Below are 232 nucleotides of genomic sequence, written 5' to 3' on the forward strand. Positions count from 1 at the left end.
GGCATAGCATTAGCATACAAAGTTGCAGTTCCTATATTCATTTTCCCTGTAAATTTATAATCTTGAATAAATGGAATCAGAAATACACATGATAAAAGAATCGCAACAATGCCCGAAAGAACAGTAAATAATAATCTTTTAAGTTTGATTTTATTACTATCATGAATAAAAAATAATAAACCTAGACTAAATAAAACCATTATTGAAGCCAAAAAAGTAGACAATACATGAG

1 protein-coding gene is annotated in these 232 nt (G+C 27.2%); it reads right to left on the reverse strand.

Going from position 1 to position 232, the window contains the following annotated elements:
- Nucleotides 1–232: hypothetical protein (locus tag AC6UDG_RS07920; protein WP_500707022.1), on the reverse strand; the 232-nt coding region annotated here is incomplete at both ends.

It is taken from the genome of Fructilactobacillus sp. X2R1C1 (assembly GCF_059901435.1).